Source organism: Pseudomonas sp. CCI1.1, from assembly GCF_034348165.1.
In the GTDB taxonomy this organism is placed as follows: Bacteria; Pseudomonadota; Gammaproteobacteria; order Pseudomonadales; family Pseudomonadaceae; genus Aquipseudomonas; species Aquipseudomonas paracarnis.
This window is the reverse complement of record NZ_CP133780.1, coordinates 3,491,207-3,512,554: the sequence shown is the minus strand read 5'-3', so window position 1 is coordinate 3,512,554 and position 21,348 is coordinate 3,491,207. Positions and strand designations below refer to the sequence as shown.

Here is a 21,348-nt window from a genome sequence, read left to right as displayed (position 1 = left end):
TTGCTTTTCCCAAGGAAGCCGTTATGCCGGACGCGACGTCCCTCAGCCCTGGATTCATGGTGGTTCACGGCAACCGCCTGGACGAACTGCGCAGCCTGGTGGTCAGTTGGATGCGCCGTTACCCACTGGCGCCTTTGGAAAACGAAATCGCCCTGGTACAAAGTAACGGCATCGCCCAGTGGCTGAAGCTGGCCTTGGCTGAAGATCCGCAAGAAGATGATATGGGCGGCTGTGGCATTGCCGCAGCCATCGACGTACAACTGCCTGGCAGCTTTATGTGGCAGCTCTATCGCATGGTCCTGGGCCGCGACGAAATCCCGCCCAAGTCCCTGCTTGATAAAGCCCCGCTGACCTGGCGCCTCATGCGTCTGTTACCCGAGCTGATCGACCAACCGCACTTCGAACCTCTGCAACGCTTCCTGACGCAAGACACCGACCTGCGCAAACGCTACCAACTCGCCGAGCGCCTGGCTGACCTCTTCGACCAATACCAAGTCTACCGTGCCGACTGGTTGGAAGATTGGGCCGCAGGTCGGCACCAACTGCGCAATGGTCGAGGTGAGTCCAAACCGCTCAACCCAGCCAACTGCTGGCAAGCCGAGCTGTGGCGCGCGCTGCTGCTGGATGTGGGTGAAGCAGGCATGGCCGAAAGTCGGGCCGGTGTACATCAGCGTTTCATCGAGCGCATCAACAGCCTTGAACAAGCACCGCCCGGCTTGCCTCCCCGGGTGATCGTCTTCGGCATCTCATCGCTGCCGGCCCAGGCGCTGGAAGCCTTGGCGGGTCTGGCCCGTTTCAGCCAGGTCCTGCTCTGCGTGCATAACCCCTGCCGCCATCATTGGTCGGACATCGTCGCTGACAAGGACTTGCTGCGTAACGAATACAAACGCCAGGCGCGCAAAGCGGGCATGCCCGTCACTATCGACCCACAAACTTTGCACCAGCACGCCCATCCGCTGCTCGCTGCCTGGGGCAAGCAGGGCCGTGATTACATCAGTCTGCTGGACAGCTACGATGATCCCAACAGCTACCGCGCCGCATTTCGCGACGGTCGTATCGACCTGTTCAGCGACAGCGAACCCACCACGCTGCTCAACCAACTCCAGGACGATATCCTTGAACTGCGCCCGTTGAATGAAACCCGTGAACGGTGGCCCGCTGTCGACTTGCAACGCGATACTTCGATCCGTTTCCATATCGCCCACAGCGCCCAGCGCGAAGTAGAAATCCTCCACGACCAATTACTTCATCGCTTCAGCGCCGACCCCACCTTGCGCCCTCGGGATATCATCGTCATGGTCCCCGACGTCGACAGCTACGCACCGCATATTCGCGCGGTCTTCGGCCAGCTCGAACGCCATGACCCACGCTTTATCCCCTTCACCCTCACAGACCAAGGTCAACGTGGCCGCGACCCGCTGTTGATTGCTGTGGAGCACCTGCTCAAACTCCCCGACAGCCGCTTCCCCGTCAGCGAAATCCTCGACCTGCTCGACGTCCCGGCCCTGCGCGAACGCTTCGCCATCAAAGAGCGTGACCTGCCCACCTTGCATCGCTGGATCGAAGGGGCCGGCATCCGCTGGGGCCTGAATGCCGAGCAACGCGCCGGTTTGGGCCTGCCCGCGGAACTGGAGCAGAACAGCTGGCGATTCGGCCTGCGCCGTATGCTGCTGGGCTATGCCGTCGGCACCGGCACGGCCTGCGACGGTATTGAACCTTATGACGAAATCGGTGGCCTCGATGCGGCCTTGATCGGCCCGCTGGTCGGCTTGCTCGACGCCTTGCACGATGCCCATCAAGCGCTATCAGAACCCGCCGCGCCACAGGCCTGGGGCGAGCGTCTACAACGGTTGATGCAGCTGTTTTTCCTGCCCAGCAGCGAGCACGATGACTACCTGCTGGGCCAGCTCGAACAGCTAAGAGAAACCTGGCTGGAAACCTGCGAATCCGTCGGCTTGCAAGACGAGTTACCTCTTACGGTAGTACGTGAGGCATGGCTTGCCGGATTGGATCAGGGGCGCCTGTCCCAGCGCTTCCTGGCGGGAGCGGTCAATTTCTGTACGCTTATGCCCATGCGTGCGATCCCGTTCAAGCTGGTCTGCCTGCTCGGCATGAACGACGGCGATTACCCGCGGGCCCAGCCACCCCTGGATTTTGACCTGATGGGCAGCGATTACCGCCCCGGCGACCGTTCTCGCCGTGAAGACGACCGCTACTTACTGCTCGAAGCGCTGCTGTCAGCCCGTGACCAGCTGTATATCAGCTGGGTAGGCCGCAGCATCCGTGACAACAGTGATCGCCCGGCCTCGGTACTGATCGGCCAACTGCGCGACCACTTGGCCAGCGGCTGGCAGCACGCCAACAATGATCAGCCGCTGCTCGACGCAATGACCCAAGAGCACCCGCTGCAACCCTTCAGCGCACGCTACTTCCACGAAGGCGATTCGCTGTTCAGCTATGCCCGCGAATGGCAATTGCTGCATCAGGCACCGGCGGTCATCACCCAAGAGCAAGGCTTGACCCCTCACCAACAGGAAGAACCCCTGAGCCTTGGCCAGTTACAGGACTTCCTGCGCAATCCGGTCAAACACTTCTTCAGCCAGCGCCTGAAAGTATTCTTCGAAGCCGCTGAAGTGCCCCTGGCTGATGAAGAACCCTTCGTGCTGGACGCATTGCAACGCTACAGCTTAAGCGACAGCCTGCTGAACGCGGCACTCACCCAACCCGACCAACTCGATCAGGCGCTCAACGCCCAGGCCCTGCGCCTGCAAGGCAGCGGCCTGCTGCCGATGGTCGGTTTCGGTGAATGCCTGCGTAACGAGTTGATCGAGCCGTTGCCGGACCTGGTGCAACGCTATCAACACCTTCTAGCGCTGTGGCCCACCCCGCATACTGGCGCTGAACCGATCAGCTTTGCGTACCAAGGTATCCAGCTGGAAGGTTGGATCAGCGGTCTGCACCGACGCAGTGATGGCGGATTGTTAAGCGTCACCACCATCCCCAACAGTATTGGCTCGATCAAGACACGCAAGTGGCACCGCCTCATCCGCCCTTGGGTCAATCACGTGGTGGCCTGCGCCTGTGGCCTGCCCTTGAGCACCGGCCTGGTAGCCAGTGACGACACCTTGTTGTTGGCCCCACTGGACAAGGCCGGCGCCGAGGACATCCTCGGTAACCTGCTGTTGGCCTGGCACACGGGAATGAGCGCGCCGCTACCGGTCGCAGTGAAAACCGCGTTCGCCTGGCTCGGCCAGACTGACCCCGCCAAGGCCCAAGCGGCAGCGAGCAAAGCCTATGAAGGCGATGGCATCACCACAGACGGCGAACGCCGCGAAACGCCTGCCCTTACGCGGCAATTTCCCGACTACGCGGCCCTGGTCGCCAGTGAAGAGTTCGAAGGCTGGTGCGAAACCCTGTATCGCCCGCTGATCAACGCCCCCTGGCGATCGCTTTCCAGCACGGAGGCTGACGCATGATCGGCAAACCCTTGGCCCTGGCGTTCCCGCTCAAAGGCAGCCAGTTGATTGAAGCCAGTGCCGGCACCGGCAAGACCTTCACCATCTCCGCCTTGTACCTGCGCTTGGTGCTCGGCCACGGCGGTGGTGAGTCCGGTTTCGGCCGCGAACTGCTGCCACCGCAAATCCTCGTGGTGACGTTCACCGACGCCGCCACCAAGGAGCTGCGTGAACGCATCCGCATCCGCCTGGCCGAAGCCGCGCGCTTTTTCCGTGACGAAATCGAGCAGCCTGATGCGCTGATTGCCGACCTGCGTGAGCAATATGAACCGCAGCAATGGCCCGCCTGCGCCAATCGGCTGGACATCGCCGCCCAATGGATGGATGAAGCCGCCGTCTCGACGATCCACAGTTGGTGCCAGCGCATGCTGCGCGAACATGCGTTCGACAGCGGCAGCCTGTTCACCCAGACCCTGGAAACTGACCATAGCGACCTGCTGGGCGAAGTGCTGCGCGACTACTGGCGATTGTTCTGCTACCCAATGCACGACGATGCCCTCAACTGGGTGCGCAACCATTGGGGCGGCCCCGCGGCGCTGATGCCACGGGTGCGTGCGTTGTTCGGCAGCGAGCGGCCCACCGACGAAACCCGCGAGCCAGCCGAACTGATCACCGCCTGCCTGCAAGAACGTCGTGCCGCGCTGGTTGCTCTCAAGGCACCCTGGCAACAATGGGCCGCCGAGCTGCGGGATATCTGCCTGCAAGCCGTGGCCGCCAAGGCGGTCGATGGGCGCAAGATGCAAGCGCGCTACTTCGAGCCCTGGTTCGAAAAGATCAGCGCCTGGGCCGCTGACGAAACCCTGGAACAACTGGACATCGGCACCGGCTTCACCCGCCTGACGCCTGACGGCATGGCCGAAGCGTGGAAAGGCGAGCCGCCGCAGCACCCTGGCATCGAGGCCATGGCCAGCCTCAAAGCCAGCCTCGACGCCTTGCCAACGCCCGACGCGGCGGTGCTGCAACACGCTGCCGGCTGGGTCGGCAAACGCTTCGAGGAAGAGAAACGTCGCCGCGCCGAGATGGGGTTTGACGACATGCTGATCCGCCTCAACGCCGCCCTCCAGGCAGACGGTGGCGAGCGCCTGGCCAGCGTGATCCGCGAGCAATTCCCGGTGGCCCTGATCGATGAATTCCAGGACACCGACCCGGTGCAATACAGCATCTTCGACAGCATCTACCGCATCGAAGAAAACCACCTCGACAGCGGCCTGTTCCTGATCGGCGACCCCAAGCAGGCGATCTACGCCTTTCGCGGCGCCGACATCTACACCTACCTGCGCGCCCGGCAATCTACCACCGGCCGTCATCACACCCTGGGCACCAACTTCCGCTCCAGCCATGCGATGGTCGAGGCGGTGAATCACGTGTTCCAGCGTGCGGAAACCGGTCGTGGTGCGTTCCTGTTCCGTGAGCCCAATGGGGATAACCCGGTGCCGTTTCACCCGGTGCTGTCCCAAGGCCGCAGCGAACACCTGCAGGTCGACGGCCAACCAATGCCGGCCATGAACCTTTGGCACCTGCCCACCGACCAGCCGATTTCCAACGTGGTTTACCGTCAACACCTGGCCGCCGCCTGCGCCACGCAAATCGTTGCGCTGCTCAACGGTGGGCAGCAAGGCACGGCGGGCTTTGTAATAGAGGGTAACCTCAAGGGCGTGTTGCCGTCAGACATCGCCATCCTCGTGCGCGATGGCAAGGAAGCCCAGGCCGTGCGTGCCGAACTGGCCAGCCGTGGCGTGCGCAGTGTGTACCTGTCGGATAAAGACTCGGTGTTTGCCGCCCAGGAAGCCCATGACCTGTTGGCCTGGTTGAAGGCTTGCGCCGAACCCGATGTCGAACGCCCGCTGCGTGCCGCCCTGGCCTGCGTCACCCTGAACCTGTCCCTATCGGAGCTGGAGCGTCTGAATCAGGACGAACTGGCGTGGGAATCACGGGTGATGCAGTTCCGTGGCTACCGTGCCATCTGGCGTACCCAAGGCGTGTTGCCGATGCTGCGTCGCCTGCTCCACGACTTCAAGCTGCCGCAAACCCTCATCGCCCGCAGTGATGGCGAGCGGGTGCTGACCAACCTGTTGCACCTCAGTGAATTGTTGCAACAGGCCGCCTCGGAACTGGATGGCGAGCAGGCGTTGATCCGTCATTTGGCCGAGCATCTGGCGCTGTCGGGACAGGCCGGTGAAGAGCAGATCCTGCGCCTGGAAAGCGACGAGCAACTGGTCAAAGTGGTGACCATCCACAAATCCAAGGGCCTGGAATACGACCTGGTGTTCTTGCCGTTCATCTGTTCGGCCAAGCCTGTGGACGGCAGTCGCTTGCCGCTGCATTACCACGATGGACAGGGCAAGTCCCACGTCAGCCTGCGACCCACGGCCGAGCTGATCGCCCAAGCCGACGATGAGCGCCTGGCCGAAGACCTGCGTTTGTTCTATGTGGCCTTGACCCGCGCCAAACACGCCTGCTGGCTAGGCATCGCCGACCTCAAGCGCGGCAATAACAGCAGCTCGGTCTTGCACCTGTCGGCGTTGGGCTATTTGCTTGGTGCTGGCGCGTCGTTGGGCGAATCAGCGGGTCTGGCGCGCTGGTTGCTGGACTTGCAGCAAGGCTGCGCGGCCATCGGTTATGACCATGTGCCGGACGCCCAAGACATCCTGTTCCACCCGCCGCGCAATCAAGCGACCCTGCTCGCACCATTGCTGCCTGAACGTAAGGCCACGGAAAACTGGTGGATTGCTTCCTACAGTGCCTTGCGCATTGGCGACAGCATGAGCGCCGCCAGTCTTGAAGCACCGGAAAGCCCCCAGGCCCAGAAACTGTTCGATGACGAACGCCTCGACCCCGATGCGCCACGGGAAGTGGTGGCGTCCGGCGGTGATATTCATCGTTTCCCACGCGGTCCTAATCCAGGCACCTTCCTCCACGGCTTGTTGGAGTGGGCCGGTGAAGAGGGTTTCAACGTGACGCCCGAGGCCATCGAAAAAGCCGTGGGCGCACGTTGTAACCGCCGCAACTGGGAAGGCTGGATCGTCACCCTCAGCGGCTGGCTGGGTCATCTGTTGCAAACGCCGTTGCCGCTGTACAACGACCACGTGACCTTAAGCGGCCTTCAGCAGTACCAGATCGAAATGGAGTTCTGGTTCGCCAGTCACACAGTCGATGTGCTGGCCCTCGACAAACTGGTGTGCCTGCACACCCACGGCGGTGTTTCCCGTGTGGCCGCTGAGCCGGTGCTGCTCAACGGCATGTTCAAGGGGTTTATCGACCTGACGTTCGAACACGATGGCCGCTACTACGTGGCGGACTACAAATCCAATTGGCTCGGCCCCGACGATTCGGCCTACACCCAGCAAGCCATGGAGCACTCGATTCTTGAGCATCGGTACGACCTGCAATACGTACTTTACCTGCTGGCCCTGCACCGCCAGCTCAAGGCGCGCCTGCCTGATTATGACTACGACCAGCACGTCGGCGGCGCCCTGTACCTGTTTCTGCGTGGCACCCAGTCGGTGAGCCAGGGGGCGTATTTTACCCGGCCGCCCCGCGAGCTGATCGAAAGTCTGGATCTGCTGTTCCAGGGCAAGCCTATCCCGCCCAAGGTCGAGCCCGTCTGGGAACAAGGAGTGTTGCTATGAGCCTGTCGCCGTTACCGCTAGAGGAGCTGGCACCGCTGAGTCGCGCCACCGACCTGGTGCAGTTGCTTGAGCGTTGGGTCGAGCGTGGCTGGTTGCGGGCCCTGGACAAAGCCTTCGTCGGCTTCCTGCATGAGCTTGACGCCCAGGCCGACCCCTTGGTCTTGTTGGCGGCCGCCTTGACCAGCCATCAACTGGGCCATGGTCACGTCTGCCTTGACCTGTTCGAAACCCTCAAGGCGCCGGACTTCGCCCTGTCATTGCCGCCCGAAGGCGACCTGCACACTGGCGCCATGCTGCTGCCGTCGCAATTGCTGCACGACCTGGACGTTGCCCATTGGTGCCATGCCCTGGCGTGCAGCCCATTGGTAGCGCTGGCGGTCGATGGCAGCGACGCGGCCCAGAGTCGTCCGTTGGTGTTGTCTGGCAAGCGCCTGTACCTGCGCCGCTACTGGACCTACGAGCGACGTATCGACCGCGCCCTGCGCCTGCGCCTTGCGAACGTGGAGCCCGCAGCTGCCGATTTGCCACAACGCCTCAACCGCCTGTTCGACCAACCGGCGCCCGACGGTGTAATTGACTGGCAAAAGCTTGCCTGTGCCCTGGCAACCCGCGGCGCCTTCAGTATCGTCACCGGCGGCCCCGGCACCGGCAAGACCACCACCGTGGTGCGCCTGCTCGCGTTGTTGCAGGCACCCGCTGTGGAGTCCGGCAGCCCGTTGCGTATTCGCCTGGCTGCGCCCACCGGTAAAGCCGCTGCGCGCCTGACCGAATCCATCAGCCAGCAAGTGCTGTCACTGACAGTGCCCGACGACGTGCGGGAAAAAATCCCGACCCAGGTCACCACGGTTCATCGCCTGTTGGGCAGCCGTCCGGGCACCCGCCACTTCCGGCATCACTTGGGTAATCCATTGCCGCTGGACGTGCTGGTGGTGGATGAAGCCTCGATGATTGACCTGGAAATGATGGCCAACCTGCTCGATGCCTTGCCGCCCCATGCGCGTCTGGTATTGCTGGGCGACAAGGACCAGTTGGCGTCGGTGGAGGCCGGTGCGGTACTCGGCGATTTGTGCCGTGACGCCGAAGCCGGCTGGTACAGTCCGCAGACTCTGCAATGGCTGCAAGCGGTCAGCGGCGAAGACCTCAGTGCCAGCGGCCTGCAAGAAGACCTCGATGCCCGTCATCCCCTGGCCCAGCAGGTGGTGATGCTGCGCTATTCGCGTCGTTTCGGCGAAGGCAGCGGCATCGGCCAGCTGGCGCGCTGGGTCAACCAGCAAAATGCCGAAGAGGCACGTCAGTTGCTGGCCGCGCGCCGTCATGACGACCTGTTTTGCCTAAGCCTCAAGGGCGAGCATGACCACGGCTTTGAGCGCTTGGTGCTGGACGGGCAGGGCGACGGCGCCCAGGGTTATCGCTACTACCTGAACCTGCTGCAATCGGCACGTCCACCTCTGGATACGCCGCGCGATGACCCGGCCTGGACCTATTGGGCGCAACAATTGTTGCAAGCCTTTGATGCGTTCCAATTGCTCTGTGCCGTGCGCAAAGGGCCCTGGGGGGTTGAAGGGCTGAACCAGCGCATCACCGCGGCCCTGCGCAAAGTCCGCCTGATCGAAGGCGACGAGCAGTGGTACGAGGGCCGTCCGGTCTTGATGACCCGTAACGACTATGGCTTGGGCCTGATGAACGGGGACATCGGCATCGCGCTGAAACTGCCCGAAAGCGATGGCGGCCCCCACGTGCTACGCGTGGCCTTCCCACGTAACGATGGCCAGGGTGGCGTACGTTTCGTGCTGCCCAGCCGCTTGAATGATGTCGAAACCGTGTATGCGATGACCGTACACAAATCCCAGGGCTCGGAGTTCATCCATACGGCGCTGATCCTGCCGGATGCTTTGAACCCGGTGCTGACCAAAGAATTGATCTATACCGGTATTACCCGCGCCAAGCGCTGGTTCAGCTTGATCGAGCCCCGGGGTGGCGTGTTTGAAGAGGCGGTACGGCGCAAGGTCAAGCGTTTGAGCGGGTTGATGCTGGAGTTGGACGCCGCACCGGAAAAACTGACTGATAGGTCATGAAATATTTCTGATTCAGATGTCTGATTTTTCTGAAAAAATAGTAGGCCCCGTGCCAGCCGTGCTGCGCGGGGGTTCCCGCCGCTGTGCTATCGTTGCGGCATCACCCTGGAAAATACCTGAGAGAAGTGCTGCATGAACGTGGCTGTCTCGCCCACAGAGCGCAGTTTGAGCTGGAGACGCATGTTGCGGGTGGCGGTTCTGTGCCTGCTCGCGCCGCAGGTATGGGCGCAGACGCCCAGCCTCGCCGAGCAGCGCGCCCAGGCGGTCACCCAGGTCGTGCTGGGTATTCTCAGCTACGCGCGGTGGCCGGTGGAGCCTGCGCAATTGCGGCTGTGCATTGTCGGGCCGACTCAGTACACCGATGACCTGGTCAAAGGCACTACCCAGGCCACCGGTCGTCCGGTGCGGGTGCGGCGCCTGCTGGTCGATCATCCGGATATCGTCAATGCCTGCGACGCCATCTACATCGGCAAAATCACGCCTGACGAACGCAACCGCCTGTTTACTTCGTTGATTGGCCACCCTGTGCTCAGCATCAGCGAAGGGGGCGACCAATGCACGGTGGGCAGCCTGTTCTGCCTGCGGGTCAGCGATGAGCAGGTGTCATTCGAGGTCAATCTGGATTCCGTCGCCCGCAGCGGCGTGCGTATCCATCCCAGTGTGTTGCAGTTGTCTCGCCGTCGAGCGCCTGGCTCATGAGCCGCGATAAAGTGCGGCCGACCCTGCGTTCGGTGATTGCCCGCGGGCATATGATCCTGGCGCTGGTAGCGGTGACCCTGGCCAGTGTTTCCCTGACCCTGCTCGGCGTGCTGGCCCTGCGGGTTTACGCCGAGCACAACCTGCACCTGATCGCCCGCTCCATCAACTACACCGTGGAAGCGGCCGTGGTGTTCAACGATAGCGCGGCGGCCACCGAAGCCCTGAGCCTGATTGCCTCCACCGAAGAAGTGGCCCAGGCAGAAGTATTTGATATCAACGGCAAGCTGCTGGCGCGCTGGGTTCGCCCGGAAACCGGCATGTTGTCACGGGTCGAGCTGCAAATAGCGCACGCCCTGCTCGAACAGCCCATCAGCCAGCCGATTCTGCGCCAGGGGCAAACTGTCGGCAGCATCCACCTGGTCGGCCACGGTGGCAGCCTGTTGCGCTTTTTGCTCAGCGGTCTGGTCGGGATTTTGATCTGCACAGCGCTCAGCGCCTGGGTGGCATTGCACCTGTCGCGGCGTCTATTGAATGGCATCACCGTGCCATTGCAACGCTTGGCCGCCGTCGCCCACGCCGCCCGCAGCGAACGAGACTTCGACCGCCGCGTACCCTCGGCGCAGATCGCCGAGCTCGACAGCCTGGGCAGCGACTTCAATGCCCTGCTCGGTGAGATGGAGGCTTGGCAAAGCCACCTGCAAAGCGAAAACGAAACCCTGGCCCACCAGGCCAGCCACGACAGCCTCACCGGCCTGCCCAACCGCGCGTTCTTCGAAGGCCGGCTGATCCGCGCCTTGCGCAGCGCCGCCAAGGTCAACGAGCGGGTGGCGGTGTTGTTCCTCGACAGCGACCGCTTCAAAGACATCAACGACAGCTTCGGTCACGCCGCTGGCGATGCCGTGCTGGTGGCCGTTGCCGACCGCGTGCGGGCGCAACTGCGCGAGGACGACCTGGTGGCGCGCCTGGGCGGTGATGAATTCGCGGTATTACTGGCGCCCCTGCACAAGGCCGAAGACGCCCATCGCATCGCCGACAAAATCATTGCCAGCATGGACATGCCGATTCCACTGCCTGGAGACACCCAGGTGTTGACCTCCCTCAGTATCGGTATTGCCATTTATCCCGAGCATGGCGCCACTCCCGGCACCTTGCTCAACGCCGCCGACGCGGCGATGTACCAGGCCAAACGATTGTCCTCGGGCGGCCAGCAAACGGCGGAGTCGGAGCATCCCGTCGTCAACGTTCAACACAGGAGTTGATTCCCTTGTTCGCTAACACACGCATTTTATTTGTTTCTTTACTCGTCGCTTTCCTGGCCCTCAGCGGCTGCCAGACGCCACCCAAAGGCCTGACCCCGGCGCAAGTCGCCGTGCTCAAACAACAAGGCTTCGAGCTGACCGATGAAGGCTGGGCCTTCGGCCTGTCCGGCAAAGTGCTGTTTGGCAGTGACGTCGAAACCCTCAACAAACCCAGCACCGACATCGTCGAACGCATCGGCCAGGCCCTGGTAGGCGCGGGTATCGAGCGTGTGCGTGTCGACGGCCACACCGACGCCTCCGGCAAAGAACCCTACAACGTGGCACTGTCCCTGCGCCGCGCCAAAAGCGTGGGCAAGGTGCTGACCCGCGTGGGCATGAAAGAAGAAAACATCCAACTGCGCGGCCTGGGCAGCAGCGAGCCGGTGGCGCCGAATACGACCACAGCAGGCCGCACCGAGAATCGCCGGGTGTCAATTGTAGTAATCGCGGACTAAGGCAATTCGCCCGCCTCAACCCGAAACGCAATCTATTGTGGGAGGAGGCCCCCGATAGCCGTGTGTCAGCCAATACAACTGGTGACTGACACACCTATATCGGGAGCAAGCCCCCTCCCACATTTGTTCTGCGGTGTGCTCGCGAGATTGTTCGCTCAACGGCTCGGTGTCATCGCCTGCGGCAAGTCATCCACCACGGCTTTGCCCCTCTCATACAGATAATGCGCGGCCCATGCGTATTGGTCGCCGCGAAAACCTACCAACGACCATTAGGAGTTTTCTCTGTAGGAAAAACCTGTCATGACGAATTTTAATGGCTGGGCTGATGAAGTTTCGCTTTTTCGCAAATGGTGGGCTTAGTTAAATGGACGCTATGAGTAACTACCGTACAGGATTGCGATGAATATGAATGTCAGTCATTTTCGCCAGGGAGGATCTAAAGTCAGGCTTTCAAAAGATGCATTTTCTGAGCTATTGACGGTAAGGGAGTTATTCGAGACTGTAAGTCAAGGTGTTAGATTCGATACCAAGGTCGCTTACATTAATCCTTTACAGTCAAGCGTGCTGAGAGAGGAGCTGAATAGAATACGAAATATGATCGATCATGAAAGTCATGTCTTGATTCTCGATGGCTTTAAGGTGGATAAACTTTCAACGTTCAAATCTCTGGTGTGGACATTCAGTTCCTTACTCGGTGTCCCAATGGTACAGAATCATCTTGGTCATAAAGTGATTGAGGTTTATGACCGAGGTGGCAAAAGCATTGAGGCAGGTGCGAGATACCATCAGACCCGTCAAGGCGCCTATATACATAACGATGGTGTGAGCGACCCGCTGCCTATCGATTACTTGATCCTGGCCTGTGGACAGAAAGCACTTTTAGGAGGTGAGAGCATTCTCATCGATGCAAGCGCGGTATACGCGGAGTTGATGGCGTTCCCAGACGTATTGGAAGAGCTCAAATGCGACTTCTTTTTTGAGAATCGCGGCATGTCAGAGGATGAGCAACTGTTTAAAGCCCCCATCCTCTACTTTTCCAGTGAAGGTATTCCACTGATCAGATACTTTCGAGTCTACATTGAGTCAGCTCACCTTAAGGCAGGAGTGCCTTTAACAGCAGCTCAAACCCAGGCACTGGACTTTCTGGATACTGTTCTCGATCAGTCATCGGTTCAGCATCGAGTACTGCTGGAGCCAGGGCAAGTGCTTATTTCAGCCGATAACAAGTTTCTGCATACGCGTACGAACTTCATTGAAATGAACGCTCCTCGTTCCGAGATCAATGATGCTGAGCCTTTGAGTGATCTGAATCGTTATATGCTACGGCTGTGGTTACGCAAACAATGATGCTTCGGTATTCATAACGTAAGTCCTCCCATATCCGCCATAAGCCGAGCCCCATGGACACCTCCGATATTGCGATCACGTTGGTCTTGGTCTCTGCCTTTATGCACGCCACTTGGAATGCCGTAGTTCGCGCCGGTAGCAGTCGCTTCATGACCTTGGCCATGGTCGACGGCACCGCGCTAGTGATATGCCTGCTGGCGTTGCCGTTTGTCAGTGTGCCTAGCCTGGAGGTATGGGGCTATATACTCGTCTCTGTGGTGCTCAATACGGTCTACCGGCTATTTTTGATTAAAGCGTACGAAACGGGTGACTTCGGTCAGGTTTACCCGGTGATGCGTGGGGTGCCGCCCGTATTGGTCGTGCTGTTTTCTTACTTTCTGCTGCATGAACAGTTGTCCTCCCAGGCGTTGACGGGAGTGTTGCTGATTTGTGTGGGGATTATCAGCTTGACCTTTGTGCGCAGGATGACGGCGCAGATATTCAAGCCGATCCTGATGGCGGTGTGCGCCGGTGCGTTTATTGCGTCTTACACGGTGGTGGATGCTAAAGGTGTAAGAGCCAGTGAGACGGTGCTGCAGTACATTATTTACCTGACAGTATTCCAAAGTATCCCGATCCCGATGCTGGCGTTTTCCAAAGAGCGTTCAACCTTGGCTCGTGCGATACGTGGGCACTGGCGAGTTGGGCTATTAGGCGGTGTTTTTTACCTGGCGTCTTACGGATTGGTGTTGTTTGCCTTGTCGCTGGACGCGGTGGCCAAGGTCTCAGCTCTGCGGGAAACCAGTGTTATTATCGGCGCCATTATTGCCGCGCTGTTCTTTCATGAACGGTTCGGTTGGCGACGGATGCTTTCGGCGTTCGTCATTGTTTGCGGGATCATCTTGATCAAAGTGAGCACCTGATGGCCCAGCGTCCGCCACCCACTCCTATGCTTCAAGCGTTCGTCAGCGCTGCGCAAACCGGTAGCTTTGCGCGTGCAGCGTCTGAGCTTAACCTCACCGCCAGTGCCATTAGCCATCAAATTGCGGGCTTGGAGGAGTGGTGGGGCGTGTCGTTGTTTGAGCGGCACTCGCGTGGCGTCAAACTGACGGTGGCAGGGCAGGCTTTGTTGCCGGTTACCGATGGTTTCTTCAAATCGCTGGATGGGGTGCTGCATTCGCTCAACCCCGGTAAATCCCAACCGCTGTACCTCTCATGCACGTCTTCTCTCTGTTCGACATGGCTGATCCCCAGGATGCACGGTTCTCACACTGAGGCCTCATTCAATCTAGATCTGGTGTTGACCAGCGCCGACATGAACCGCGCCAGCCTGGAGGCTCATCAATATGATGTCGCGGTGGTGATGGGGTACGGCGACTACCCGGATCATCATGTCGAATTACTGATGCGCGATGCGGTGTTCCCCGTTTGTTCGCCGGAGTTTCTGCGGTTGAAGGGTGATATCGCGCTGGAGGATGTCGCCCGCAATCCGCTGATTCATCGGGTGGACGATCAGGTGTGTCCGGGATGGGAAAGTTGGTTTGCGTTTCAGGGGCTGGCGGCGCCGCCTTATCACCATGGGCCGAGATTTCCGGATTCGAGCTTGGCGATCAGCCTGGCGGTGAAGGGCGGAGGGATTGCGCTGGGCAGGACTGCGTTGGTGTATGACCAACTGGAAGACGGTGCGTTAGTTGCGTTGAATAGCCCTGTGATGATGTCCCCTGCGGCCTACTACGTCATTTGTCGAAACGGGCGTCAGTCGGAGCCGGATATTGCTCGGCTGATTGAATGGCTCAAGAACAGCGCGGGTGAGTTTCTGCGCGAAGTTCAGGCTCGGTATCCGCAAATTGCCGGGGCTGGCGCGGTTTAAATGTGGGAAGGAGCAAGGCTCCTCCCGCATTCAAACGGTATTCGCTTAACGGCCCGGCGTCATCGCCTGCGTTAAGTCATCCACCACGGCCTTGCCCATCTCACACAGATAATGCGCAGCCCATGCATATTGCTCACCGCGCACATCCATGGCGGCTTCCATCGCGAGTTTCTTGGAGTAAAAAAGTAGGGTGGAGGCGTGTTCCAATGCTTCCTCAATCGGCATGCCGGAATTAACGCGGAACAGTGGTTTTTGGTTTTCGCCGTAGTCGCCGAAGGTGACTACGCCGAGGGTGATGATGGAGGAAAGCGGTGGATCGGGAACGATCTTGGACATGGTTTTTCCTTAGGTTAATAAGTAGAAACCGCCACGGCATGTCGCTAAACATGGAAAGGTGGCAGCTGTGCGCGGGTTAGCGAACCGGTAACCTAGGAACCCGGTAGACCCGAAGGTCTCCCGCGCACAGCCGCCATAACACGATAAGGCGAGCAAAATGGCTAGCCAGGGTGATTTAGGGCGTTGAACCTACGTTTCTCGGGTCGCTAAACCCAGCCGCTGTTTTGCAGCGACCCGAGGAGGCTAGACACTCAAATCCTATGGCGCAATAGGCCAGGGATTCTCTAGGAAACGTCCTGCAATTTAAAGCGAATCGTCGTTGATGGCGCTTTAATCCGCAAACCTGATCTCCCGCGTCTCCCCCATCAACAACCCCTGATTCTGCTCCGTCACTTCCCGGATGTAATCCCACAACAACGTAATCCGCTTCAACTTCCTCAAATCCTCCCGGCAATACATCCAGAACTGTCGCGTAATCGCGATCTGCTCCCCCAGCACCGGCAACAACCGCGGGTCCTGCGCTGCCAGAAAGCACGGCAATATCGCCATCGACCGGCCTTGCTGCGCCGCCACGTACTGCGCGATCACGCTGGTGCTGCGCAAACTCGCGCTGGCGCCGGGCACGACGTTGGCCAGGTACAGCAGCTCCGAGCTGAACGCCAGGTCATCCACGTAGCTGATAAATGGATGCTCGGCCAAGTCCGCAGGTGTGCGGATCGGCGGGTGTTGGTCGAGGTAGTCCTGGGTGGCGTACAGCTGCAGTTTGTAGTCGCACAGTTTGCAGCACACATACGGTCCGTGTTCCGGGCGTTCCAGGGCGATGACGATGTCGGCTTCGCGCTTGGACAGGCTGATGAAGTGGGGCAGGGGCAGGATGTCCACCGAGATCGCGGGATAAGTGTCGACGAAATGGCTCAGTTGCGGGGTGACGAAAAAGCTGCCGAAGCCTTCGGTGCAACCCATGCGCACATGGCCGGACAGTGCCACACCGGACCCGGACACCTGTTCGCAGGCCATGTGCAGTGTGCTTTCGATGGATTCGGCATAACCCAGCAACCGCTGGCCTTCGCTGGTGAGCACGAAGCCGTTGGTCCGGGATTTTTCGAACAGCAGCGTGCCGAGGGACACTTCCAGTGAACTGATGCGTCGCGACACGGTGGTGTAGTCCACCGCCAGGCGCTTGGCGGCCACGCTGGCCTTGCGGGTGCGCGCCACTTCGAGGAAAAACTTCAGGTCATCCCAGTTCAGGGCGCCCAGGGAGGTGATGTTTTTTTGCATATTGGACCGGCTTTTATGTACGTTCTTATTAGAGATTTGCACATCTATACTCCAAAAACAGTCCGAACGCCTCATTCTTCAAGGCGATTCAACGCCTTGGTTCTCTGCATAACGACAAGATTCTGGAGACCATATGAACGCATCTGCCGATATTTCCGTGCAACAGGTCAAGTTGCTGATCAACGGCGAGTGGGTCGAGTCCAAAACCACCGAGTGGCAAGACATCGTCAACCCGGCCACTCAGCAAGTGCTGGCCAAAGTCCCGTTCGCCACTGCCGATGAAGTCAACGCCGCCATTGACGCTGCCCATCGCGCTTTCCAGACCTGGAAGCTGACACCGATCGGCGCGCGCATGCGCATCATGCTCAAGCTGCAAGCCTTGATCCGCGAACATTCCAAGCGCATTGCTGTAGTCCTCAGCGCCGAGCAGGGCAAGACCATTGCCGATGCCGAGGGCGATATTTTCCGTGGACTGGAAGTGGTCGAACACGCCTGTTCCATCGGCACCCTGCAAATGGGCGAGTTCGCCGAGAACGTGGCCGGCGGCGTGGATACCTACACCCTGCGCCAGCCTATCGGCGTATGCGCCGGCATCACCCCGTTCAACTTCCCGGCGATGATTCCGCTGTGGATGTTCCCGATGGCGATTGCCTGCGGTAACACCTTCGTACTCAAGCCTTCCGAGCAAGACCCGTTGTCGACCATGCTCCTGGTGGAGCTGGCGCTGGAAGCCGGCGTACCGGCGGGCGTGCTCAACGTGGTGCACGGCGGCAAGAGCGTGGTGGATGCACTGTGCACCCACAAAGACATCAAGGCGGTGTCCTTCGTCGGCTCGACGGCCGTCGGCACCCATGTCTATGACCTGGCAGGCAAGCACGGCAAACGCGTCCAATCGATGATGGGCGCCAAGAACCACGCGGTGGTGCTGCCGGATGCCAACCGCGAGCACACCCTCAACGCCCTGGTCGGCGCCGGTTTCGGCGCGGCGGGCCAGCGTTGCATGGCCACCTCGGTGGTGGTGCTGGTGGGTGCGGCCAAGCAGTGGCTGCCAGATCTCAAGGCGTTGGCACAAAAGCTCAAGGTCAATGCAGGCAGCGAAGCCGGCACGGATGTCGGCCCGGTGATTTCCAAGCGCGCCAAGGCACGCATCCTTGAACTGATCGAAAGCGGCGTGAAAGAAGGCGCCAAGCTGGAGCTGGATGGCCGCGATATCAAGGTGCCGGGCTTCGAACAAGGTAACTTTGTCGGCCCGACTCTTTTTTCGGGCGTGACCACCGACATGCGCATCTACACCGAGGAAATCTTCGGCCCGGTGCTGGTGGTGCTGGAAGTCGACACCCTCGATCAAGCCATCGCCCTGGTCAACGCCAACCCGTTCGGCAACGGCACAGGTCTGTTCACCCAGAGCGGTGCGGCGGCGCGTAAATTCCAGAGCGAAATCGATGTGGGCCAGGTCGGCATCAACATCCCCATCCCGGTGCCAGTGCCGTTCTTCAGCTTCACCGGCTCCCGCGGTTCCAAGCTCGGCGACCTGGGCCCTTACGGCAAGCAAGTGGTGCAGTTCTACACTCAGACCAAAACCGTCACCAGCCGCTGGTTCGACGATGACACGGTCAACGATGGCGTCAACACCACCATTAACCTGCGCTGAACCTGGGAGACGATCATGAAGATTGCATTTATCGGCCTGGGCAACATGGGTGCGCCCATGGCCCGCAACCTGATCAAGGCTGGGCACGCGCTTAACCTGTTCGACCTGAACCAGGCGGTACTCAAGGAACTCGCCGAACTGGGCGGCACCATCAGCAGCTCGCCGCGTGATGCGGCCCAGGGCGCCGAACTGGTGATTACCATGCTGCCGGCCGCCGCCCACGTGCGCAGCGTGTGGCTGAATGAAGACGGTGTACTCGCCGGCATCGGCAAAGGCATCCCCGCCGTGGATTGCAGCACCATTGACCCGCAAACCATCCGTGAAGTAGCGGCTGCGGCAGCCAAACAAGGTGTGGCCGTGGCCGATGCGCCGGTCTCCGGTGGCACCGGCGGTGCCCAGGCCGGGACGCTGACCTTCATGGTCGGCGCCAACCCGGAACTGTTCGCCACCCTGCAACCGGTGCTGGCGCAGATGGGCCGCAATATCGTGCACTGCGGCGATGTCGGCACTGGGCAAATCGCCAAGATCTGCAACAACCTGCTGCTGGGTATCAGCATGGTCGGCGTCAGTGAAGCCATGGCCCTGGGCGATGCACTTGGCATTGATACACAAGTGCTGGCCGGCATCATCAACAGCTCCACGGGGCGCTGCTGGAGTTCCGATACCTACAATCCTTGGCCAGGCGTGATCGAGACCGCGCCATCATCGCGTGGCTATACCGGTGGTTTTGGTGCCGACCTGATGCTCAAGGATTTAGGCCTGGCCACCGAAGCTGCACGCCAGGTGCACCAGCCGGTGATCCTCGGCGCAGTGGCCCAGCAGCTGTATCAATCGATGAGCCAGCGTGGGGAAGGGGGCAAGGACTTCTCGGCGATCATCAACAGCTATCGCAAGCCCAAATAAAAACCTGTGGCGAGGGAGCAAGCTCCCTCGCCACAGGTTTTGCTGGGTCAGGCAAACACAAAATACTTACGCACCGTCTCGACCACTTCCCACGTTCCTTTCATCCCCGGTTCCACCACAAAGATATCCCCAGCCCGCAAGTGGATCGGCTCCATGCCTTCAGGCGTGATCACGCAGTAGCCTTCCTGGAAATGGCAGTATTCCCACTTCACGTATTCCACGTACCACTTGCCCGGCGTGCAGATCCAGGTGCCCATGATCTTGCTGCCGTCTTCGCTGGTGTAGGCGTTGAGGTTGACGGTGTGCGGGTCGCCTTCAAGCTTTTCCCATTTGCAGGCATCCAGGACCGGCAGTGGGTGGGTGTCGCGTAGTACGGTGATGGGCTTGGTCATGATGACTCCGAGGCAGGGAAGGGAAAGCTCAACCCTAAGGCCTCGGGCGTTGCGCCAGTGGTCTGAACTCGACATTGGGATGCCCAGAAGCGCAGTCACCTGAACACCGCAGTCCCCTGTGGGAGCCGGGCTTGCCCGCGATGACGCTGGCACAACAAGCATCTCCATTGCCTGACACTCCGCTATCGCGGGCAAGCCCGGCTCCCACAGGAGGTCTTGGTGTATCTGAGCGACAGATCTGTGCATCAAACCGCTGTTTCCTCGCAGTAACTGCGAAATATTTCCCGTGGCGCGCCAGAATTCGCAAGAAAATTCAGAGCTGGCCCTCGTATCATTCACCCCAGTACCCCGTGAGAGCCTTGCAATGAAACCAATAAAAACGTGGTGGGATATCAGCCCGCCCTTGAGCACGGCCACCCCGACCTGGCCGGGCGATACACCGTTCCAGGAAGAGCGCGTGTGGCAGTTCGGCCCGGAGTGTCCGGTAAATGTGGGGCGCGTCACCCTGTCGCCGCACACCGGTGCCCATGTGGATGCGCCGCTGCATTACAGCGCCGATGGGGCGCCGATTGGCGAGGTATCGCTGGATGTGTACATGGGCCCGTGCCGGGTATTGCATTGCCTGGGCAGCGGCGCTCTGGTGCAGCCCCATCAGTTGCAAGGGCGTGTGGATAACCTGCCGGAGCGCGTGCTGCTGCGCACTTATCCACAAGCGCCACTCACCGACTGGGATTCGAACTTCACCGCCATCGCCCCCCAGACCATTGAGTTGCTGGCCAGCCTGGGGGTGCGCCTGATCGGTATCGATACGCCGTCCCTGGACCCGCAGCAATCCAAGACCATGGATTCGCACAACGCCGTGGCGCGCCATGGCATGGCGATCCTCGAAGGCATCGTGCTCGATGACGTACCGGAGGGCGACTATGAACTGATCGCGCTGCCGCTGCGCTTCGCCAACCTGGACGCGAGCCCCGTGCGCGCCATTCTCCGCCCGCTCAAGGAGCCCACGCGATGAGCCAATGTCCTTTCTCAGCTGATTACCAACCGCCGGAAGAATGGCATAACGCCGAACTGAATTTTTCCGAGTCCATGAGCTATGGCGATTACCTGGACCTGGGCAAAGTCCTCAGCGCCCAGCACCCGCTGTCGCCGGATCACAACGAAATGCTCTTCATCATCCAGCACCAGACCTCGGAGCTGTGGATGAAATTGATGCTGCACGAACTCAAGGCCGCCCGCGAACATGTGCGCCTGGGTGAGCTGCCACCGGCGTTCAAGATGCTGGCGCGGGTGTCGCGGATCTTCGATCAACTGGTGCACGCCTGGGCGGTGCTGGCGACCATGACCCCGTCGGAATACAAGGCGATTCGCCCGTTCCTGGGGCAGTCGTCGGGGTTCCAGTCGTTTCAGTACCGCGAGATCGAATTCATCCTCGGCAACAAAAGCCCGGCGCTGCTGCGGCCCCATGCCCATCGCCCGGAGTTGCTGCAGCAATTGCAGGTGGCGATTGCCACGCCGTCGTTGTATGACGAGGCCGTAAACCTGATGGTCAAGGCGGGGTTGGCGATTGATCCCAAACGCGCCGAGCGCGACCCGACCGCCGCCACGGTGCACGATGACTCGGTGGAAGCTGCCTGGCGCGAGGTATATCGCGACCCGAGCCGTTACTGGGATTTGTATCAGTTGGCCGAGAAGTTTATCGACCTGGAAGATTCGTTCCGCCAATGGCGCTTCCGGCATGTCACCACGGTGGAGCGCATCATCGGCTTTCAGCCGGGTACTGGTGGTACTGAAGGCGTGGGGTACCTGCGCAAGATGCTCGACACGGTACTGTTCCCTGAACTCTGGCGAGTACGTTCCACGCTCTAATAAAAAAGCCCCGGATTACCGGGGCTTTTTTCTAGGTGAAATACAGTCAATT

General features: G+C 60.2%; 16 protein-coding genes and 1 pseudogene. 13 read left to right on the top strand and 4 right to left on the bottom strand.

The genetic code is table 11. The features are described 5' to 3' along the window. The first annotated feature begins 23 nt into the window (after positions 1 to 23). The 6 genes from recC to RHM69_RS15785 all read left to right on the top strand — a co-directional run bounded on the left by recC (position 24) and on the right by RHM69_RS15785 (position 11,671). Positions 24 to 3,476: an exodeoxyribonuclease V subunit gamma gene (gene recC, locus RHM69_RS15810; RefSeq protein WP_020302528.1), complete on the top strand. Its 3,453-nt coding sequence runs from the start codon at positions 24 to 26 to the stop codon at positions 3,474 to 3,476. After that, positions 3,473 to 7,144 carry an exodeoxyribonuclease V subunit beta gene (gene recB, locus RHM69_RS15805; protein WP_200600176.1) on the top strand — a complete coding sequence of 1,224 codons (3,672 nt, stop codon included), beginning with the start codon at positions 3,473 to 3,475 and terminating at the stop codon, positions 7,142 to 7,144. The genes recC and recB overlap by 4 nt, the downstream gene beginning before the upstream one ends. Then, positions 7,141 to 9,219, top strand: coding sequence for an exodeoxyribonuclease V subunit alpha (recD, locus tag RHM69_RS15800; protein ID WP_200600175.1), 2,079 nt, complete (start codon positions 7,141 to 7,143; stop codon positions 9,217 to 9,219). The genes recB and recD overlap by 4 nt, the downstream gene beginning before the upstream one ends. Before the next feature lie 132 nt (positions 9,220 to 9,351). Beyond that, on the top strand, positions 9,352 to 9,918 hold the full coding sequence (locus RHM69_RS15795; protein ID WP_014719921.1) for a YfiR family protein: 567 nt from the start codon (positions 9,352 to 9,354) through the stop codon (positions 9,916 to 9,918). Next, positions 9,915 to 11,177: a diguanylate cyclase domain-containing protein gene (locus RHM69_RS15790; RefSeq protein WP_020302524.1), complete on the top strand. Its 1,263-nt coding sequence runs from the start codon at positions 9,915 to 9,917 to the stop codon at positions 11,175 to 11,177. The genes RHM69_RS15795 and RHM69_RS15790 overlap by 4 nt, the downstream gene beginning before the upstream one ends. Positions 11,178 to 11,182: 5 nt before the next feature. Continuing rightward, positions 11,183 to 11,671: an OmpA family protein gene (locus tag RHM69_RS15785; RefSeq protein ID WP_014719919.1), complete on the top strand. Its 489-nt coding sequence runs from the start codon at positions 11,183 to 11,185 to the stop codon at positions 11,669 to 11,671. 155 nt (positions 11,672 to 11,826) lie between these two features. Here RHM69_RS15785 and RHM69_RS15780 read toward each other — a convergent pair. Then, a pseudogene (locus tag RHM69_RS15780) lies at positions 11,827 to 11,922 on the bottom strand (DUF3077 domain-containing protein); the annotation flags it as partial. 148 nt (positions 11,923 to 12,070) lie between these two features. Between RHM69_RS15780 and RHM69_RS15775 the strand changes: the two are divergent. From RHM69_RS15775 to RHM69_RS15765, 3 genes are read left to right on the top strand one after another with little or no spacing between them, the layout of a single operon-like run. Then, positions 12,071 to 13,018 (top strand): TauD/TfdA family dioxygenase, encoded by a 948-nt coding sequence (locus tag RHM69_RS15775; RefSeq protein ID WP_200600172.1) that lies wholly within the window; start codon positions 12,071 to 12,073, stop codon positions 13,016 to 13,018. Positions 13,019 to 13,071: 53 nt separating this feature from the next. After that, the gene (locus tag RHM69_RS15770) at positions 13,072 to 13,920 is read left to right on the top strand and encodes an EamA family transporter (RefSeq protein WP_003194121.1); all 849 of its coding nucleotides are present in this window, start codon (positions 13,072 to 13,074) and stop codon (positions 13,918 to 13,920) included. Further along, a complete protein-coding gene (locus tag RHM69_RS15765) occupies positions 13,920 to 14,867 on the top strand; it encodes a LysR substrate-binding domain-containing protein (protein WP_137271368.1) in 948 nt (315 codons plus the stop codon). The genes RHM69_RS15770 and RHM69_RS15765 overlap by 1 nt, the downstream gene beginning before the upstream one ends. Positions 14,868 to 14,912: 45 nt before the next feature. On the opposite strand, the gene RHM69_RS15760 is transcribed toward RHM69_RS15765, so the two are convergent. After that, positions 14,913 to 15,203 carry a DUF3077 domain-containing protein gene (locus RHM69_RS15760; protein ID WP_034133670.1) on the bottom strand — a complete coding sequence of 97 codons (291 nt, stop codon included), beginning with the start codon at positions 15,201 to 15,203 and terminating at the stop codon, positions 14,913 to 14,915. 330 nt (positions 15,204 to 15,533) lie between these two features. Beyond that, positions 15,534 to 16,481 (bottom strand): LysR family transcriptional regulator, encoded by a 948-nt coding sequence (locus RHM69_RS15755; RefSeq protein ID WP_014719918.1) that lies wholly within the window; start codon positions 16,479 to 16,481, stop codon positions 15,534 to 15,536. Between the two features lie 133 nt (positions 16,482 to 16,614). Between RHM69_RS15755 and RHM69_RS15750 the strand changes: the two genes are divergently transcribed. Both RHM69_RS15750 and mmsB read left to right on the top strand, forming a co-directional pair. After that, on the top strand, positions 16,615 to 18,132 hold the full coding sequence (locus RHM69_RS15750; protein WP_014719917.1) for a CoA-acylating methylmalonate-semialdehyde dehydrogenase: 1,518 nt from the start codon (positions 16,615 to 16,617) through the stop codon (positions 18,130 to 18,132). A gap of 15 nt (positions 18,133 to 18,147) precedes the next feature. Beyond that, a complete protein-coding gene (gene mmsB / locus RHM69_RS15745) occupies positions 18,148 to 19,035 on the top strand; it encodes a 3-hydroxyisobutyrate dehydrogenase (protein ID WP_103452051.1) in 888 nt (295 codons plus the stop codon). A 47-nt stretch (positions 19,036 to 19,082) separates the two neighbouring features. On the opposite strand, the gene RHM69_RS15740 is transcribed toward mmsB, so the two are convergent. After that, a complete protein-coding gene (locus RHM69_RS15740) occupies positions 19,083 to 19,427 on the bottom strand; it encodes a cupin domain-containing protein (protein ID WP_019817873.1) in 345 nt (114 codons plus the stop codon). A gap of 364 nt (positions 19,428 to 19,791) precedes the next feature. On the opposite strand from RHM69_RS15740, the gene kynB reads away from it, so the two are divergent. Next, positions 19,792 to 20,442, top strand: a complete 651-nt coding sequence (gene kynB, locus RHM69_RS15735; RefSeq protein ID WP_020302521.1) for an arylformamidase — start codon at positions 19,792 to 19,794, stop codon at positions 20,440 to 20,442. Further along, on the top strand, positions 20,439 to 21,296 hold the full coding sequence (gene kynA / locus RHM69_RS15730; protein WP_014719914.1) for a tryptophan 2,3-dioxygenase: 858 nt from the start codon (positions 20,439 to 20,441) through the stop codon (positions 21,294 to 21,296). The genes kynB and kynA overlap by 4 nt, the downstream gene beginning before the upstream one ends. Positions 21,297 to 21,348: the final 52 nt, after the last annotated feature.

Bases quoted from the DNA above. Each gene is read 5' to 3' on its own strand.
- recC (WP_020302528.1), top strand. From the start codon at position 24: ATGCCGGACGCGACGTCCCTCAGCCCTGGATTCATGGTGGTTCACGGC.
- recB (WP_200600176.1), top strand. From the start codon at position 3,473: ATGATCGGCAAACCCTTGGCCCTGGCGTTCCCGCTCAAAGGCAGCCAG.
- recD (WP_200600175.1), top strand. From the start codon at position 7,141: ATGAGCCTGTCGCCGTTACCGCTAGAGGAGCTGGCACCGCTGAGTCGC.
- RHM69_RS15795 (WP_014719921.1), top strand. From the start codon at position 9,352: ATGAACGTGGCTGTCTCGCCCACAGAGCGCAGTTTGAGCTGGAGACGC.
- RHM69_RS15790 (WP_020302524.1), top strand. From the start codon at position 9,915: ATGAGCCGCGATAAAGTGCGGCCGACCCTGCGTTCGGTGATTGCCCGC.
- RHM69_RS15775 (WP_200600172.1), top strand. From the start codon at position 12,071: ATGAATATGAATGTCAGTCATTTTCGCCAGGGAGGATCTAAAGTCAGG.
- RHM69_RS15770 (WP_003194121.1), top strand. From the start codon at position 13,072: ATGGACACCTCCGATATTGCGATCACGTTGGTCTTGGTCTCTGCCTTT.
- RHM69_RS15765 (WP_137271368.1), top strand. From the start codon at position 13,920: ATGGCCCAGCGTCCGCCACCCACTCCTATGCTTCAAGCGTTCGTCAGC.
- RHM69_RS15760 (WP_034133670.1), bottom strand. From the start codon at position 15,203: ATGTCCAAGATCGTTCCCGATCCACCGCTTTCCTCCATCATCACCCTC.
- RHM69_RS15755 (WP_014719918.1), bottom strand. From the start codon at position 16,481: ATGCAAAAAAACATCACCTCCCTGGGCGCCCTGAACTGGGATGACCTG.
- RHM69_RS15750 (WP_014719917.1), top strand. From the start codon at position 16,615: ATGAACGCATCTGCCGATATTTCCGTGCAACAGGTCAAGTTGCTGATC.
- mmsB (WP_103452051.1), top strand. From the start codon at position 18,148: ATGAAGATTGCATTTATCGGCCTGGGCAACATGGGTGCGCCCATGGCC.
- RHM69_RS15740 (WP_019817873.1), bottom strand. From the start codon at position 19,427: ATGACCAAGCCCATCACCGTACTACGCGACACCCACCCACTGCCGGTC.
- kynB (WP_020302521.1), top strand. From the start codon at position 19,792: ATGAAACCAATAAAAACGTGGTGGGATATCAGCCCGCCCTTGAGCACG.
- kynA (WP_014719914.1), top strand. From the start codon at position 20,439: ATGAGCCAATGTCCTTTCTCAGCTGATTACCAACCGCCGGAAGAATGG.